The organism is Curtobacterium sp. NPDC089185 (assembly GCF_040685235.1).
Classification (GTDB): Bacteria; Actinomycetota; Actinomycetes; order Actinomycetales; family Microbacteriaceae; genus Curtobacterium; species Curtobacterium citri.
This window is the reverse complement of record NZ_JBFBHK010000030.1, coordinates 1-13,976: the sequence shown is the minus strand read 5'-3', so window position 1 is coordinate 13,976 and position 13,976 is coordinate 1. Positions and strand designations below refer to the sequence as shown.

Sequence of the window (13,976 nt, the reverse complement as noted above, 5' to 3'; positions counted from 1 at the left end):
GGGGGCGCCCCTTCCGCCCCCCTGTCCCCCCCGCGTTTCTCGGGGACGCACCTCCGGTGCCCCCCCCCCCCCCCCCCCGGGGGGGGGGGGGGGGGCCCCGCGGCCCCCGCGCCTCCCGTCCGTTCGTCGGGTGACGACTACTTCGACTCGTGGAGTCGGCTGCTCTCGTCGTGCCACTCGATGGCGGTCGCCGCGAGCTTGTCCTTGAACTCGGCGCCGTGGTGAGCGCAGAAGTAGAGCTCGCCACTGGCCATGGTGGCGCGGATGTAGGCCTGCGCTCCGCAGCTGTCGCAGCGGTCAGCAGCGGTGAGCTGGTGGCTGCTGGTCTCGTCGATGGAGAGGTCCTGCACGGTCTGGGTCATTGCTGTGCTCCTCACGGATCGCAGGTGGTGGCGCTTCGTGCACTCATTTGAACACGAGGTGGCTGGGAGACGTGCATCCGGGGCGGCCTGTTTCGCTGACCGCGGAGCGGTTGTCCCCAGTCCGAGGCGCGCCGCTCACCGGGGCCGAGGCTGTCGGTGCCCGTCGGTACCATCGGCAGGTGAGCTCCGACTACTCCGCACGCCACCTCTCCGTCCTCGAGGGACTCGAGGCGGTCCGGAAGCGTCCCGGCATGTACATCGGGTCCACCGACTCGCGGGGGCTCATGCACTGCCTGTGGGAGATCATCGACAACTCCGTCGACGAGGCCCTCGCCGGCCACGGCGACGAGATCGGTGTCGTCCTGCACGACGACGGTTCGGTCGAGGTCCGCGACACCGCCCGGGGTATCCCGGTCGACGTCGAGCCGAAGACCGGGCTGACCGGTGTCGAGGTCGTCTTCACGAAGCTCCACGCGGGCGGGAAGTTCGGCTCCGGGTCGTACGCCGCGTCCGGTGGCCTGCACGGTGTGGGCGCCTCGGTGGTGAACGCGCTGTCCGAGCGGCTCGACGTGGAGGTCGACCGCGGCGGCAAGACCTACGCCATGTCGTTCCACCGTGGTGAGCCCGGCACGTTCGCCGGTGACGGCCCGGACGCACCGTTCTCCCCGTTCACGTCCGGCAGCGAACTGCGCGTCGTCGGCAAGGTGAAGCGGGGCGTCACCGGGTCCCGCATCCGCTACTGGGCCGACCGGCAGATCTTCACCGCGGACGCGAAGTTCAGCACCACCGACCTGGTGAGCCGCGCGCGCCAGACCGCGTTCCTGGTGCCGGGCCTCGGCATCACCATCACCGACGAGCGGCCCTCGTCGATCGAGGCCGCCGCCGCACGGGCGGTCGCCACGGGCGCGCCCGTCGAGTCCGGACCCGTCATCGAGCGCTTCCGCTACGAGGGCGGCATCAGCGAGTTCGTCGAGCACCTCGCCGTCGACACCGCTGTGACCGACGTCTGGCGGATCGAGGGCACGGGGACGTTCACCGAGACCGTGCCGATGCTCGACGACAAGGGCCACATGGTGTCGACCTCGGTCGACCGCGAGTGCCAGGTCGACATCGCGCTGCGCTGGGGCAGCGGCTACGAGACCATCGAGCGCAGCTTCGTGAACATCATCGCGACCCCGAAGGGCGGCACGCACCTGACCGGCTTCGAGTCGGGGCTCGTGAAGGCCGTCCGCACCCAGGTCGAGGCGAACGCGCGGAAGCTCAAGGTCGGTCAGGACAAGCTCGAGAAGGACGACGTGCTCGCCGGGCTCACGGCCGTGCTGACCGTCCGCCTGCCCGAGCCGCAGTTCGAGGGGCAGACGAAGGAGGTCCTCGGCACGCCCGCGGTGCGGAAGATCGTCGACCAGGTGGTGTCGAAGCGCCTCACCGAGATCCTGACGTCGACGCAGCGCACCGAGAAGGCGCAGGCCGCCACGCTGCTCGAGAAGGTCGTCGCCGAGATGAAGACCCGCATCTCGGCCCGGGCGCACAAGGAGACCCAGCGCCGGAAGAACGCGCTCGAGAACTCCTCGTTGCCGACGAAGCTCGCCGACTGCCGCAAGCAGGACGCCGAGGGCACCGAGCTCTTCATCGTCGAGGGTGACTCCGCGCTCGGGACCGCCAAGCTCGCCCGCAACAGCGAGTACCAGGCGCTGCTGCCGATCCGCGGCAAGATCCTCAACGTGCAGAAGGCGTCGGTGTCGGACATGTTGTCCAACGCCGAGTGCGCCTCGATCATCCAGGTGATCGGCGCCGGCTCCGGCCGCTCGTTCGAGATCGACCAGGCGCGCTACGGCAAGGTCATCATCATGTCAGACGCCGACGTCGACGGAGCCCACATCCGCACGCTGCTGCTCACGCTGTTCTTCCGGTACATGCGACCGATGATCGAGCAGGGCCGGGTGTTCGCCGCCGTCCCGCCGCTGCACCGGGTGGTCGTCGTCAACCGCGGGAAGCCGAACGACACGCTGTACACCTACTCGGAGGCCGAACTGCAGGCCGTGCTGAAGAAGCTCGCGAAGCAGGGCAAGAAGTACCAGGAGCCGATCCAGCGGTACAAGGGCCTGGGGGAGATGGACGCCGACCAGCTCGCGGAGACGACGATGGACCGCACGCACCGGACGCTCCGCCGGGTGAACGTCACCGACGCCGAGGGTGCCGCGAAGGTCTTCGAACTCCTCATGGGGAACGACGTCGCGCCGCGCAAGGAGTTCATCCTCGCCGGCGAGGGCCTCGACCGCGACCGCATCGACGCGTAGCGCGGCCCGAGACGCCGCTCTCGCGCCGAGACGCCGCCGAATCGGACGGCGTCTCGCGGACTGCGGGGCGTCTCGCGGACTCGAGGGTGTCCTGAGCAGCAGGCTGGCGTCCGAGCGGATGTCCGCCCGGGCGCGCCTACGCCTCGCCCGCGGTCCCGTCGAGCGCCGCGGCGCTCCCGCCGATGGAGTCGATCACGGCCTCGAGCGGCGCCCCCGACCCGTCGCGCTTCGAGAGCCAGTCCGGCAGCGTCCGTGCGGCTCCGTCGACCCCGACCGCGTGCGGCGGTGCGATGCCGGCCCACGCCACGGTCAGCCCGTCCTCGCCCTTGAGGAACGCGTGCGCCCGGACGCCCTGGGTCGCGCGGCCCTTCGCCGGGAACTCGGAGAACGCGGACACCTTCGCGCGCCCGGCGTCCGTCCCGGGCAGGGCACCCGAGGCCGTCGACACGGTCGCGACCACGGCGTCGTCCGAGCGGGCGACGGACCCGAACCAGATCACCGTGGCACCCGAGGCCAGCGAGACCCCGGCGACGCCGCCCGCGGGCAGGCCCTGGGGCCGGACGCCCGACGCCGGGAAGCGCAGCAGCTGCGCGTTCGACGTGATGAAGACGAGGTCGTCGGACTCGGGAGCCTGCGCGGCCCCGACGACGGTGTCCTTCGGCTTGAGGCCGATCGCGACGAACTCGTCCTTGTCCGGCCAGGCGCCCGTGGCGACGCGCTTGACGGTGCCCTGCGCGGTACCGATCGCGACGGAGTCCGCGGCCCCGGTCGACAGGTCGACGAGTGCGACGACCGTCTCGGTCCGCGTGATGCCGAGGTAGTCCCCCACCCGGACCCCGGCATCCAGCCGGACCGAGGCGGGCGGGACGGCGGGGACGTCGACGGGGGAGAAGCGGAGCACGCGCCCGGTGGACGTCAGCGCGCCGACCTGCCCGCGCACCGTCGACAGCACCGTCGAGCGGACGGCGTCGTGCTTGGAGCGCTGGGGGACGCGGACGATGCCCAGGTCGGTGTCCGGGACGTCGACCCGCACGAGTCGGCCCGTGGTGGAGAGCAGTACGCGGCACGGGGCGTCCGCGATCTGCAGCGACTCGGGGTCGACGGCGGCCTTCCGCCCGCCCTTCACCGGCGCGTCGGCCTCGGTGAGCAGGGTGCGACGCGGGGTCGCGAAGCGGTCGGACACCTCGGTCAGCTCGAGGGCCACCTGGGCACGCAGCCGGTCGTCGGAGGCGAGCAGCTCCTCGAGCGCGGCGATGTCGGCGAGCAACTGGTCGCGTTCGCCCTCGAGCTCGAGCCGCGAGAACTTCGTCAGGCGTCGGAGGCGCAGCTCGAGGATGTACTCGGCCTGCACCTCGGAGAGGTCGAAGACGTCCTGCAGTCGTGTGCGCGCCGCCTCGGAGTCGTCGGAGGACCGGATGACCTCGATGACCTCGTCGATGTCGAGGATGGCGACGAGGAGCCCCTCGACCAGGTGCAGCCGCTCGCGCCGTCGTGCCAGGCGGTACTCGGAGCGGCGCGTGACGACGGCGAGACGGTGCCGCACGTAGACGTCGAGCAGCTCCCGCAGCCCGAGCGTCCGGGGCGAGCCGTCGACGAGGGCGACGTTGTTGATGCCGAAGCCGTCCTCGAGCGGGGTGTGCTTGTACAGCTGCTCGAGCACGGCCGACGGGTTGAAGCCGGACTTGATGCCGATGACGAGCCGGAGCCCGTGGTTCCGGTCGGTGAGGTCGTTCACGTCGGAGATCCCGACGAGCTTCTTCGCCTGGACGCCGTCCTTGATCTTCTCGATCACCCGCTCGGGTCCGACGAGGTACGGCAGCTCGGTGACGACGAGGCCGACCTTGCGCGGCGTGAGGTTCTCGATGCTCACCTTGGCGCGCGTGCGGAAGGAACCGCGGCCGGTGGCGTAGGCGTCGCGGACCCCGGAGAGCCCGACGATCGTGCCGCCGGAGGGCAGGTCGGGACCCGGGACGAACTCCATCAGCTCGTCGAGCGTCGCCTGCGGGTTCATCAGCAGGTGCTTCGCCGCCTCGACGACCTCGCCGAGGTTGTGCGGCGCCATGTTCGTCGCCATCCCGACCGCGATGCCGGACGCGCCGTTGACGAGCAGGTTCGGGAACGCCGCGGGCAGCACGCCCGGCTGCATGATCTGGTTGTCGTAGTTCGGGACGAAGTCGACGACGTCCTCGCCCAGGCCCTCGGTCATCGCCATCGACGGCTCGGCGAGTCGCGCTTCGGTGTACCGCGCGGCTGCGGGCCCGTCGTCGAGCGACCCGAAGTTGCCGTGTCCGTCGACGAGCGGCACGCGCATCGTGAACGACTGCGCCATGCGCACCAGGGCGTCGTAGATCGCGCTGTCGCCGTGCGGGTGCAGCTTGCCCATGACCTCGCCCGTGACGCGGGCGCTCTTCACGTGCCCCCGGTCCGGCCGCAGTCCCATCTCGGCCATCTGGTACAGGATGCGACGCTGCACCGGCTTCAGGCCGTCGCGCGCGTCCGGCAGGGCCCGCGAGTAGATGACGGAGTACGCGTACTCGAGGAACGAACCCTGCATCTCCTCGGAGACGTCGACGTCCTCGATGCGCTCACCGTCGGGCAGGCCGACTGCTTCCGTGCGTGCCATGGGACCTTTCTGGGAGGATCGTGGGGTGCCCCCCAGCGTACCGAGCGCCCCCGACGCCACCGCGAACCTCGCCGACGTGCTCCCGAGTTGCCTCGTCGCGCTCGGCGCCGCCGACGACGCCTGGTTGCGTGCCACCGGACGGGAGGCTCGGATCGCGCTCCGCCCCGCCCGTTCCGTCGTCGTCGTGCTGGTCGACGGCCTCGGCTCGTCGGCACTGTCGGCCCGCGCCGGCCACGCGCGCTGGCTCACCGCCGCCACGGGCGGCGGCACGCTGAAGCGCCTGCGGAGCGGCTTCCCCACGACGACCGCCGCGGCCCTGAGCACGCTGACCACCGGTCGCTCGCCCGGCACGCACGGCGTGGTGGGCTACAGCGGCTGGGAGCCCGGCACCGAGCGGGTGGTCAACCTGCTCAGCGGGTGGGACGACGAGGTGCCCGCCGGGTGGCTGCTCGCGAGCACCGTCTTCACCGAGGCGGCGGCGCTGGGCGTCGAGCCCGTCGTCGTCGGCCCGGCGCGGTACGAGTCGTCCGGCATGACCGCGAACGTGCTCGGCGGTGCCCGGTACGCGGCGGCGGACAGCATCCCGCAGCGGGTGGATGCCGCGCTGGCCGAGACCGCCGCGGGCCGGTCGCTCGTGTACCTCTACGTGCCCGAGCTCGACTCGATCGGCCACAAGCGCGGCTGGGAGTCCGACCGGTGGACCGCGGCGCTCGAGCAGCTCGACGGCGAGCTCGCCCGGCTCGCGGCACGCAGCGGCCCGGACGTCGGGATCCTCGTCACGGCCGACCACGGCGTGCTCGACGTGCCGCCGGAGGCGAACATCGCGATGGACCCGGCGCTGCTCGTCGACGTCGTCGCGATCGCCGGGGACCCGCGCTGCCGGCAGCTCGCCGTCCGGCCGGGCACCGACGTCCCCGCACTCGTGGCCGCCTGGCGCACGCGGTACGGCAAGAAGGCGTACGTCGCGAGCCGCGACGAGGCGGTCGCAGCGGGCTGGTTCGGCGCCGTCGACGACCGCGTGCTCCCGCGCATCGGTGACGTGGTCGTGGTCGCGCGGGGGTCGTGGGCGTTCAACGACGACCGCGAGCTCGACCCGCGGAAGGAGCCGAAGCGGATGATCGGACAGCACGGCGCCCTGACCGACGACGAGGTGTTCGTACCCCTGCGACTGGCGGGTGCCTTCGCGGGCTGACCCGGCGCCGGAACGGGTGCAGCCCCGCAGCGCGACGAGCGCTGCGGGGCTGCATCGGGCCTCCCGTCCGACGGGCGCGGCTCGGGAGGGAGCGGATCAGGCGGGGTCCTCCGGGCGGGTGCCGAAGACGATCTCGTCCCAGCTCGGCATCGAGCGGCGGTTGCGCTTCTTGCGCTCCGGACGGTTCTCGGACCCGGGGGCCGACGTCGGGCGGTCCTCCTGCTCGGGAGCGGAGGCGGGGGAGGCGTCCCAGCCCTGCAGCGGGACGTCGACGACGCTGATGGAGGTACCGCGCGGCTCGTCCTGCTGCTCCGTGAACGACGCTGCCTCACGTTCACCGCGACGACGCCGGAGGGCCTCGAGCAGGTCGGCGGTCTCGTTGCCGGGCGAGCGCTCCTCGACCGGGGCGGCGCCGATGCGGGGGAGCGGCGCACGGAGCGGACGGTCCTGCACCTCGGGCTCGACGGCGTCGTGGTCGTCCTGCTCGACGCGGAACGCGCCCGAGTCGAACCGCGTGCCGTCGGTGTCCTGGTGGTCGTTCTCGACGGCGCGGAGGCGCGGCGCGATGCCCTCGTCCTCGGTGTGCGAGAGCCGGTGGGCGTCGCCGTTGTCGGGGACGAGCGTCGACGTCTTCGGGTCGAACAGCCACTGCGCGTCGTGCTCGACCTCGGACGCGGTGTAGCGGACGCGCACCTGCCAGCCCTGCTCGGGGTCCTTCCAGGAGCCCCACGCGACCGACCGGGCGTCGCCGGACTCGAGCTTGGCCTCGATGGCCGCGCCGAAGGTGTCGGGGGACTCGTCGTCGGCCGGGGTCACCGGGACCCGGCGCGCGGCGTCGAGGACGAACGCGCGCTCGGCGAGCACGGGACCCTCGAAGCGTCGGACGTACTCGACGTCGACGTCGAGCGCGGCGGCCACGTCGGCGGCGTCGGCGCCGCCCCGGATGCGCGCCTGCACGTCCTTCGGGGACACGCGCTTGTGCGGACCGGCGTCGGGGTTCGCCTGGCGCACCTGGCTCGACAGCGACGCGGTGACCGGCAACCGGAACTCGGTGCCGCCGTCGGTCGCGAGCAGGAGTGCCCCGGACTCGACCCCGATGACTCTCACGTCTTGCATGGTTGCGCCTCCCGAGCGTTGCGTACGGTCGTGCTCGTACCTTGCAGGAGTATGCAGCCGGGCGCGCCCGTTCCCGCGGAGGCGCACGGGCGTGCCGCGGACTCCCGGGGTGACGAGCGCCCGAGCGGGTCGCACCGGGACGTACCGGGACGCCCGGGAGCGTGCCCGGCCTGCGGGAATGTCCGTGGTGGGCGACGGGTTGCAGCGCCTGACGATCCCGCACGGCGTTCGGTTTGCGCTCTCGCGGGTCGTGGTGCAAACTGTCGCCGCCGATCACCGGCGACGACCTCTCGACACGAGAAACGGATGGGCATGGCCACCGATTACGACGCCCCCAGGAAGACCGACGACTCCTCCACGGACTCGGAGTCGATCGAGGCCCTCAAGGAGCGCGTGCCCGACAAGATGTCGGGGGTCGTCGACGATGATTCGGACAACCCCGGCAGCTTCGAGCTCGCCGGACAGGACCTCAGCGACGTCGACCTCGACGTCGTCGTGCTGCCCCCGCAGGTCGACGAGTTCACCTGCGTCGAGTGCTTCCTCGTGAAGCACCGCTCGCAGCTCGACCACGAGTCGAAGCTCGGCCCCGTCTGCGCGGAGTGCGCCTCGCTCTAGGCACGCGATCACGAACGGCCCGTCACCCCTCGAGGGTGGCGGGCCGTTCCGCGTTCGCGACCGTCCTGGGGAGGAACGGGCGTGGCGGGCGTGCGCCGAGCCTCCCGTCCGCCCCTCGGGCGACGCGACGGGCGCGAGCCGACGTCAGGAACGCAGCGCGTCCACGACCGCCTGGGGGTTCCGCGCGCTCACCAGCCAGTACGGCGTCGGGTCCGCGGGGTCCGCGACCTCGACGCGCACGACGCCCCGGACGTAGCCGCGGAAGAGCGTCCACGCGCGGGCGTCGAGCGCCGGCCCGCGCTGGTCCGTGGCCGCTGCGCCGGAGTAGGCGGCGGCCTCGCCGACGAGCGCCCGGGGCAGGTGCGCCCTGCCGGCGCGGAACTCGGTGTCCGTGACCTCGATGGTGGGAGCGAGCGCCCAGAGCAGGACGAGCACGCCCGCGTACATCCCGATCGCCACGAGCACCCCGGCGAGGACGCTGATGGGCAGGAACACGAGCAGGCTCGCGGGGATGACGAGCGCCGTCGCCAGGTACAGGGCGGGCGGGGCCCAGAGTCGTTCGCGGTACACGGTCACCCCTCCATCCCACCACGACATCCCGCCCTCGCCGGTCCGAGGTCACGGAACGGTCACGGCTGCACTACCCTCGTGTCTCGTGACCGAACCAGTCGACGTGCTCTGGACCGGGGAGAACGCTCCCGGCCACGCCCACCCCGGGGACGCCGGTGCCGACCTCGTCTCCACCGAGTCGTTCGTGCTGCAGCCGGGCGAGCGTCGCCTGGTCGGCACTGGCCTGCGGATCGCGCTGCCCGAGGGGTACGCCGGGTTCGTCGTCCCCCGCAGCGGGCTCGCGGCGAAGCACGGCATCACCATCGTGAACGCGCCGGGCACCGTCGACGCGGGCTACCGCGGCGAGATCGGGGTCGCACTGCTCAACACCGACGCCGCAGAGGCGTACGAGGTCCGGACCGGTGACCGCATCGCACAGCTCATCGTGATGCCGGTGCCCCGCGTCACGTACACGCGCGTCGAGGCACTGCCGGACAGCGTGCGCGGTGAGGGCGGGTTCGGGTCCTCGGGCTACGGTGACCGGGGTGGTGCCCTGTACGGCGCCGCCGACGACTTCCAGGAAGGAACGGACGCATGAAGTTCGGCCGACGCAAGCGGGACGAGGTCGAGGTGGCGGACGCCGTCGTCGACGACGCCGAGATCGCGGAGACGACGCCGGAGGTCGACATCGCGACCGACGCCGACGCGGACCTCGACGAGGTGGACGCCGTCGCCCCGACGGACAAGTCCGCCCCGGCCGACCGGGCCGAGAACGGCCCCCACGACGAGACCGAGGCGAACCTGGTCCGCCCCTACGTCGACCTGGGCGGCGTGAAGGTGCTCCCGCGCGAGGGCCTGCACCTGCGCCTCGAGGTCGAGGAGGGCTCGCAGCGCGTCGTCGCGGTCGGGCTCGACTACGACGAGTCGACGCTGCAGGTCCAGCCGTTTGCCGCACCGCGGTCGACCGGCCTCTGGCACGAGATCCGCGCGCAGATCGCGGACCAGATCGAGCGGCAGGGCGGCCGCGTCGAGGAGGTCGACGGGCCGTTCGGCCCCGAGCTCCGTGCGCTCGTCCCGGTCGTCACCGACGGCTCCGGCTCGACCGACGGCGCCCGCGCGGCACGGTTCGTCGGCGTCGACGGCCCCCGGTGGTTCCTGCGCGGCGTGATCGCCGGCAAGGCCGCCGAGCAGCCCGACGACGCCGCCGAGATCGAGGAGCTGTTCCGCAGCGTGGTCGTGGTGCGCGGCACCACGCCGATGCCGCCCCGCGACCTCATCCCGCTGCACATGCCGAAGTCGACGCAGTCCGCCGTCTGACGCCCGGTACGTCCCCGCTCGACTCGACACGGCCTGGAGGCACGGTGCCGGACCACGACGACACCCCGCGTCGCGCAGACGCGACCGACGAGACCCCCGGTCACGTCCCGGCACCGGCCCCGGAGCCCGAGGTCGCGCCGACGTTCTCGGCGCAGTTCCGCGCCGCGGTGCAGAACGCCGGGATCGCACGGGTGGCCCCGGGGGAGGCGCCGTCCGGCCGGGCCCTGCTCGGCGCCGTCGGCGGTGTGCGCGGCCTCGCCGAGTCGGTGCTCCCCGGGTTCGCGTTCCTGGTCGTCTACGCGGTCACGAAGGAGCTCGTGCCGAGCGTCGTGATCCCGGTCCTCGTCGGCCTGGTGTTCGTCGTGCTCCGCCTGCTGCAGCGGCAGTCGCTCACGATGTCCTTCGCGGGCATCGCCGGTGTGGTCGTCTCCGCGGCGCTCGCACTGTTCACCGGCCGTGCCGAGACGAACTTCATCCCCGGCATCGTCATCAACTCGGTGTGGCTGGTCGGCCTCCTGGTGAGCCTCGCGGTCCGCTGGCCCCTCATCGGCGTCGTGGTCGGCTTCCTGCTGCCGGCGGACGAGGACGGCTCGCACGTGGACTGGCGCGCGGACCCCACGAAGCGCCGCGTGCTGACCGTCGCCACGTGGGTCTGGGTGGGGCTCTTCGCGCTGCGACTGGCCGTCGAGGTGCCGCTGTACCTGACCGCCCAGGTCGAGCTGCTCGCCGCGGTGAAGCTCGTCCTCGGCGTGCCGCTCTACGCCGCCGTGCTCTGGGTCACCTGGCTGCTCGTCCGCACGGTGTTCGTGCGGCGTGAGGGCACCGCCGCGGTGTAGGGTTGTCTCGACATCGAGACACTTTCCCGGCGACGCTCCGACGCGGCCGGGATTAGGTTTGCCTTGCTGGTGGGACGTTCCGCGGCCCACGAGGATGAGGGCACACCGATCACCAGGGAGGCGGCACAGTGGCTGCAGTCAACAGCTTCGGCTCGAAGGACACACTGTCGGTTGGGGGTGTCGACTACGCGATCCACCGGATCGACACCGTGCCCGGGCACGAGAAGCTCCCGTACAGCCTGAAGGTGCTGCTCGAGAACCTGCTCCGCACCGAGGACGGCGCGAACGTCACCGAGGAGCAGATCCGGGCGCTCGGTTCGTGGCGGCCCGAGGCCGAACCGGACACCGAGATCCAGTTCTCGCCGGCCCGCGTGGTCATGCAGGACTTCACCGGCGTCCCGTGCATCGTCGACCTCGCCACCATGCGCGAGGCGATGGCCGAGATCGGCGGCGACCCGAACAAGATCAACCCGCTGTCGCCGGCCGAGATGGTCATCGACCACTCCGTCATCGCCGACCTCTTCGGTCGTGAGGACGCGCTGCAGCGCAACACGGACCTCGAGTACGAGCGCAACGGAGAGCGCTACCAGTTCCTCCGCTGGGGCCAGACCGCGTTCGAGGACTTCAAGGTCGTCCCGCCGGGCACCGGCATCGTCCACCAGGTCAACATCGAGTACCTGGCGAAGGTCACGTACACGCGCGAGTTCGACGGCGAGCTGTACGCGTACCCGGACACCCTCGTCGGCACCGACTCGCACACGACGATGGTGAACGGCCTCGGCGTGCTCGGCTGGGGCGTCGGCGGCATCGAGGCCGAGGCCGCCATGCTCGGCCAGCCCGTGTCGATGCTCATCCCGAAGGTCGTCGGCTTCAAGCTGTCCGGGTCGATCCCGGCCGGCGTGACCGCGACCGACGTCGTGCTCACCATCACGCAGGAGCTCCGCAAGCACGGCGTGGTCGGCAAGTTCGTCGAGTTCTACGGCGAGGGCGTCTCCGAGGTCCCGCTGGCGAACCGCGCCACCATCGGCAACATGTCCCCGGAGTTCGGGTCGACCGCCGCGATCTTCCCGGTCGACGGCGTCACGCTCGACTACCTGCGCCTGACCGGCCGCACCGAGGACCAGATCGCCCTCGTCGAGGCGTACAGCAAGGCCCAGGGCCTGTGGCACGACCCGTCGGTCGAGCCCGCCTACTCGGAGTACATGGAGCTCGACCTCTCGACGGTCGTGCCGTCGATCTCCGGCCCCAAGCGCCCGCAGGACCGCATCGAGCTCTCGAAGGCGAAGGACCAGTTCGAGGTCGACCTCGCCAACTACGCGAGCATCGACCACACGCACGAGGACAAGGCCGTCGCCGACACCTTCCCGGCGTCGGACCCGGTCGCGGCCGCACCCGGCGACGAGCACGCGGTCGACGACCTGCAGGACGCCCCGCCGTCCGAGGTCCCGCTGCACGCGTCGAGCGCCCCGGGCACGGTGTCGAAGCCGACGTCGGTCTCCGTCGCCGACGGCGACCCCTTCACGATCGACCACGGTGCCGTCGCGATCGCGGCGATCACGTCGTGCACGAACACGTCGAACCCCTCGGTGATGATGGCGGCCGGCATCCTCGCGCGGAACGCCGCGAAGAAGGGCCTCAAGGCCAAGCCGTGGGTCAAGACGACCCTGGCGCCGGGCTCGAAGGTCGTCACCGACTACTACGAGAAGGCCGGGCTCACCAGCTACCTCGAGGACCTCGGCTTCTACACGGTCGGTTACGGCTGCACGACGTGCATCGGCAACTCGGGTCCACTGCCCGAGGAGATCTCGCAGGCCGTGCAGGACAACGACCTCGCCGTCACCGCGGTGCTCTCGGGCAACCGCAACTTCGAGGGCCGCATCAACCCCGACGTGAAGATGAACTACCTGGCGTCCCCGCCGCTGGTCATCGCCTACGCCCTGGCCGGGTCGATGCACTTCGACTTCGACAAGGACGCCCTGGGCACCGACCAGGACGGCAAGGACGTCTACCTGCAGGACATCTGGCCCGACGCGGCCGAGGTGCAGGACGTCATCGACACGTCGATCGACACCGAGATGTTCACCCACGAGTACGGCTCCGTGTTCGAGGGCGACGACCGCTGGAAGAACCTGCCGACCCCGACGGGCGACACCTTCGAGTGGGACACCGAGTCGACCTACGTGCGGAAGCCCCCGTACTTCGAGGGCATGACGATGCAGCCGGACGCGGTGTCGGACATCTCCGGCGCCCGCGTGCTGGCGAAGCTCGGCGACTCGGTCACCACCGACCACATCTCGCCGGCCGGGTCGATCAAGGCGGACAGCCCCGCCGGGCAGTACCTCGCCGAGCACGGCGTCGACCGGAAGGACTTCAACTCCTACGGCTCGCGTCGCGGCAACCACGAGGTGATGATCCGCGGCACGTTCGCGAACATCCGCCTGCGCAACCAGCTGCTGGACGGCGTCGAGGGCGGGTACACCCGTGACTTCACGACGCCCGACGGCGAGCAGTCGTTCATCTACGACGCGTCGCAGCACTACCAGGAGCAGGGCATCCCGCTCGTCATCTTCGGCGGCAAGGAGTACGGCTCCGGCTCGTCCCGCGACTGGGCGGCGAAGGGCACGAACCTGCTCGGCGTCAAGGCGGTCATCACCGAGAGCTTCGAGCGCATCCACCGCTCGAACCTCATCGGCATGGGCGTCGTCCCGCTGCAGTTCCCGGCGGGCGAGACGGTCGAGTCGCTCGGCCTCGACGGCACCGAGGTCGTCTCGATCTCGGGGCTCACCGAGCTGAACGAGGGCCGCACGCCGAAGACCGTGCACGTCACGGCCGAGCCGAGCGAGCACTCGCCGGCGGGCAAGCAGACCGTGGAGTTCGACGCGGTCGTCCGCATCGACACCCCTGGTGAGGCCGACTACTACCGCAACGGCGGCATCCTGCAGTACGTGCTCCGTTCGCTCGTCTGAGCGACGTGAGCACGGGTCGCTGACGCGACCGAGACACGGACGGGAGGCGCGGTGCCAGCTGGCACCGCGCAGTCGCGGACGATCTGCTTGTCGAACGAGTCGG

At 71.5% G+C, this 13,976-nt stretch carries 11 protein-coding genes; 7 read left to right on the top strand and 4 right to left on the bottom strand.

The window, feature by feature from the left end; translation table 11 throughout:
- Nucleotides 1-137: 137 nt before the first annotated feature.
- On the bottom strand, nt 138-362 hold the full coding sequence (locus AB0N84_RS16135; protein ID WP_069711029.1) for a hypothetical protein: 225 nt from the start codon (nt 360-362) through the stop codon (nt 138-140).
- Nucleotides 363-541: 179 nt separating this feature from the next.
- Here AB0N84_RS16135 and AB0N84_RS16130 point away from each other — a divergent pair, with 179 nt between their 5' ends.
- A complete protein-coding gene (locus AB0N84_RS16130; RefSeq protein WP_289458464.1) occupies nt 542-2,659 on the top strand; it encodes a DNA topoisomerase IV subunit B in 2,118 nt (705 codons plus the stop codon).
- Nucleotides 2,660-2,795: 136 nt separating this feature from the next.
- Here AB0N84_RS16130 and AB0N84_RS16125 read toward each other — a convergent pair whose 3' ends face one another.
- Nucleotides 2,796-5,282 carry a DNA topoisomerase IV subunit A gene (locus tag AB0N84_RS16125; protein ID WP_182047543.1) on the bottom strand — a complete coding sequence of 829 codons (2,487 nt, stop codon included), beginning with the start codon at nt 5,280-5,282 and terminating at the stop codon, nt 2,796-2,798.
- A 25-nt stretch (nt 5,283-5,307) separates the two neighbouring features.
- On the opposite strand from AB0N84_RS16125, the gene AB0N84_RS16120 reads away from it, so the two are divergent.
- Nucleotides 5,308-6,474 (top strand): nucleotide pyrophosphatase/phosphodiesterase family protein, encoded by a 1,167-nt coding sequence (locus tag AB0N84_RS16120; RefSeq protein ID WP_289458461.1) that lies wholly within the window; start codon nt 5,308-5,310, stop codon nt 6,472-6,474.
- Nucleotides 6,475-6,570: 96 nt separating this feature from the next.
- On the opposite strand, the gene sepH is transcribed toward AB0N84_RS16120, so the two are convergent.
- Nucleotides 6,571-7,590, bottom strand: a complete 1,020-nt coding sequence (gene sepH, locus AB0N84_RS16115) for a septation protein SepH (RefSeq protein WP_069711025.1) — start codon at nt 7,588-7,590, stop codon at nt 6,571-6,573.
- 312 nt (nt 7,591-7,902) lie between these two features.
- On the opposite strand from sepH, the gene AB0N84_RS16110 reads away from it, so the two are divergent.
- Nucleotides 7,903-8,205 (top strand): DUF4193 domain-containing protein, encoded by a 303-nt coding sequence (locus AB0N84_RS16110; protein ID WP_069711407.1) that lies wholly within the window; start codon nt 7,903-7,905, stop codon nt 8,203-8,205.
- Between the two features lie 144 nt (nt 8,206-8,349).
- Here AB0N84_RS16110 and AB0N84_RS16105 read toward each other — a convergent pair whose 3' ends face one another.
- Complete coding sequence (locus tag AB0N84_RS16105; protein ID WP_289458455.1) at nt 8,350-8,781, bottom strand: DUF3093 domain-containing protein; 432 nt, start codon at nt 8,779-8,781, stop codon at nt 8,350-8,352.
- A gap of 79 nt (nt 8,782-8,860) precedes the next feature.
- Here AB0N84_RS16105 and dut point away from each other — a divergent pair, with 79 nt between their 5' ends.
- From dut to AB0N84_RS16085, 4 genes are all read left to right on the top strand, one after another.
- Nucleotides 8,861-9,352 carry a dUTP diphosphatase gene (dut, locus tag AB0N84_RS16100; protein ID WP_069711023.1) on the top strand — a complete coding sequence of 164 codons (492 nt, stop codon included), beginning with the start codon at nt 8,861-8,863 and terminating at the stop codon, nt 9,350-9,352.
- On the top strand, nt 9,349-10,071 hold the full coding sequence (locus AB0N84_RS16095) for a DUF3710 domain-containing protein (protein ID WP_223246494.1): 723 nt from the start codon (nt 9,349-9,351) through the stop codon (nt 10,069-10,071). Before dut ends, AB0N84_RS16095 begins: the two co-directional genes overlap by 4 nt.
- Before the next feature lie 44 nt (nt 10,072-10,115).
- On the top strand, nt 10,116-10,907 hold the full coding sequence (locus tag AB0N84_RS16090) for a DUF3159 domain-containing protein (protein WP_363548170.1): 792 nt from the start codon (nt 10,116-10,118) through the stop codon (nt 10,905-10,907).
- Nucleotides 10,908-11,035: 128 nt separating this feature from the next.
- A complete protein-coding gene (locus AB0N84_RS16085; RefSeq protein ID WP_363548167.1) occupies nt 11,036-13,873 on the top strand; it encodes an aconitate hydratase in 2,838 nt (945 codons plus the stop codon).
- Nucleotides 13,874-13,976: the final 103 nt, after the last annotated feature.

Bases quoted from the DNA above. Each gene is read 5' to 3' on its own strand.
- sepH (WP_069711025.1), bottom strand. From the start codon at position 7,590: ATGCAAGACGTGAGAGTCATCGGGGTCGAGTCCGGGGCACTCCTGCTC.
- AB0N84_RS16125 (WP_182047543.1), bottom strand. From the start codon at position 5,282: ATGGCACGCACGGAAGCAGTCGGCCTGCCCGACGGTGAGCGCATCGAG.
- AB0N84_RS16110 (WP_069711407.1), top strand. From the start codon at position 7,903: ATGGCCACCGATTACGACGCCCCCAGGAAGACCGACGACTCCTCCACG.
- AB0N84_RS16095 (WP_223246494.1), top strand. From the start codon at position 9,349: ATGAAGTTCGGCCGACGCAAGCGGGACGAGGTCGAGGTGGCGGACGCC.
- AB0N84_RS16135 (WP_069711029.1), bottom strand. From the start codon at position 362: ATGACCCAGACCGTGCAGGACCTCTCCATCGACGAGACCAGCAGCCAC.